The organism is Streptomyces sp. GbtcB7 (assembly GCF_019091445.1).
Lineage (GTDB): Bacteria > Actinomycetota > Actinomycetes > Streptomycetales > Streptomycetaceae > Streptomyces > Streptomyces mirabilis.
On the sequence record NZ_JAGXJM010000131.1, the window covers coordinates 1 to 614 of the forward strand.

General features: G+C 64.5%; 1 protein-coding gene. It reads right to left on the bottom strand.

The features are described 5' to 3' along the window. Window positions 1–593: alpha-amylase family glycosyl hydrolase (locus KVT44_RS55530; protein ID WP_254651236.1), on the bottom strand; the 593-nt coding region annotated here is incomplete at its 3' end. Window positions 594–614 lie beyond the last annotated feature (21 nt).

The following is a 614-nucleotide window of genomic DNA, read 5'->3' on the forward strand; positions in this document are numbered from 1 at the left end:
TCCTGGACGGCGGGGTTCTCGTAGTTGAGGTCGGGCTGGTGGGAGAAGAAGCGGTGCCAGAAGTACTGCTTGCGGACCGGGTCGAAGGTCCAGTTGGAGGCCTCGGTGTCGACGAAGATGATCCGGGCGTCCTCGTACTGTTTGTCGTCGTCGGCCCAGACGTAGTAGTCGCCGTAGGGTCCGTCGGGGTTGGTGCGGGACTCCTGGAACCACGGGTGCTGGTCGCTGGTGTGGTTCATGACGAAGTCGATGATGACGCGCATGCCGCGCTGGTGGGCGGCGTCGACGAATTCGACGAAGTCGGCGAGGTCACCGAACTCGGGCAGGACGGCGGTGTAGTCGGAGACGTCGTAGCCGCCGTCCCTGAGGGGTGATTTGAAGAACGGGGGCAGCCACAGGCAGTCGATGCCCAGCCATTGCAGGTAGTCGAGTTTCGCGGTGAGGCCCCTGAGGTCGCCGATGCCGTCGCCGTTGCTGTCCTGGAAGGAGCGGACCAGGACCTCGTAGAAGACGGCGCGTTTGAACCAGTCGGGGTCGCGGTCCCTGGCCGGGGTGTCCTCGAAAGTGTCCGGGACGGGCTCGTTGACGATCATGTGGTGGGTGACCCTCCGATC